At 32.1% G+C, this 683-nt stretch carries 1 protein-coding gene; it reads left to right on the forward strand.

What is annotated here, in order from left to right:
* Positions 1 to 538, forward strand: a 538-nt coding sequence (locus ACE1ET_RS20600) for a hypothetical protein (protein WP_375730314.1), incomplete at its 5' end; no start/stop codon positions are given.
* Positions 539 to 683 lie beyond the last annotated feature (145 nt).

The raw sequence follows: 683 nt of genomic DNA on the forward strand, positions 1-683 counted from the left end.
CATACCGCGGGAACGTTGTAGTGCATTTTCCAAAAAAATTAGAATGTTAAACAAGATTTTTAATATTGAAACGAAAGAATATAGAAGTAAAATGAATTGGGATGAATTTGTTCTTCGTTTTGAAAAAAATATTGATTATACATCTTCTGAGAAAGGGTATAACTTGACTGGTGGGATAAAAAATGGCAGAGAATTTTGGTTATCTAAAAGTTCCTCAATTTTTACCGGAGATTTAAGTAGCTTAGGATATGGTCCCGCTTTTATAAAAGGACTTATTACATCAGATGAAATGGGTTTGAAAATCAAAGTCAAATATCGATCAAATCAAATACTATCACTATTTACAATATTATTATCGTTGACAGGCTTGATCATAATTGCTCAAAGTTTAATATTTAAAGGGACCTTTGAGAATTTAACATTTGGAATAATATTTATTTCAATAGGTTTTGGAAATTATATTCTGAGCAGATCTATTAAAGAAAACCTTAAAAATAAATTTGAGCAGATCTTTGAATTAAGTAACAACAAAAATTAAAAAAAACGCACTACAACACGCGGTCATAGTGCATGGCAGTACTTTTAAATCAAAAATATCAACGTTCGCAGCCTGCTCTTTTCGTCCTGACAGTTCCTTTCACGGGTGAAAGAAACTGCCACGACACCATACCGCGGGACCGTTG

This window comes from Quyinboa mangrovi, from assembly GCF_042219825.1.
GTDB lineage: Bacteria > Bacteroidota > Bacteroidia > Bacteroidales > UBA5342 > JBHJHP01.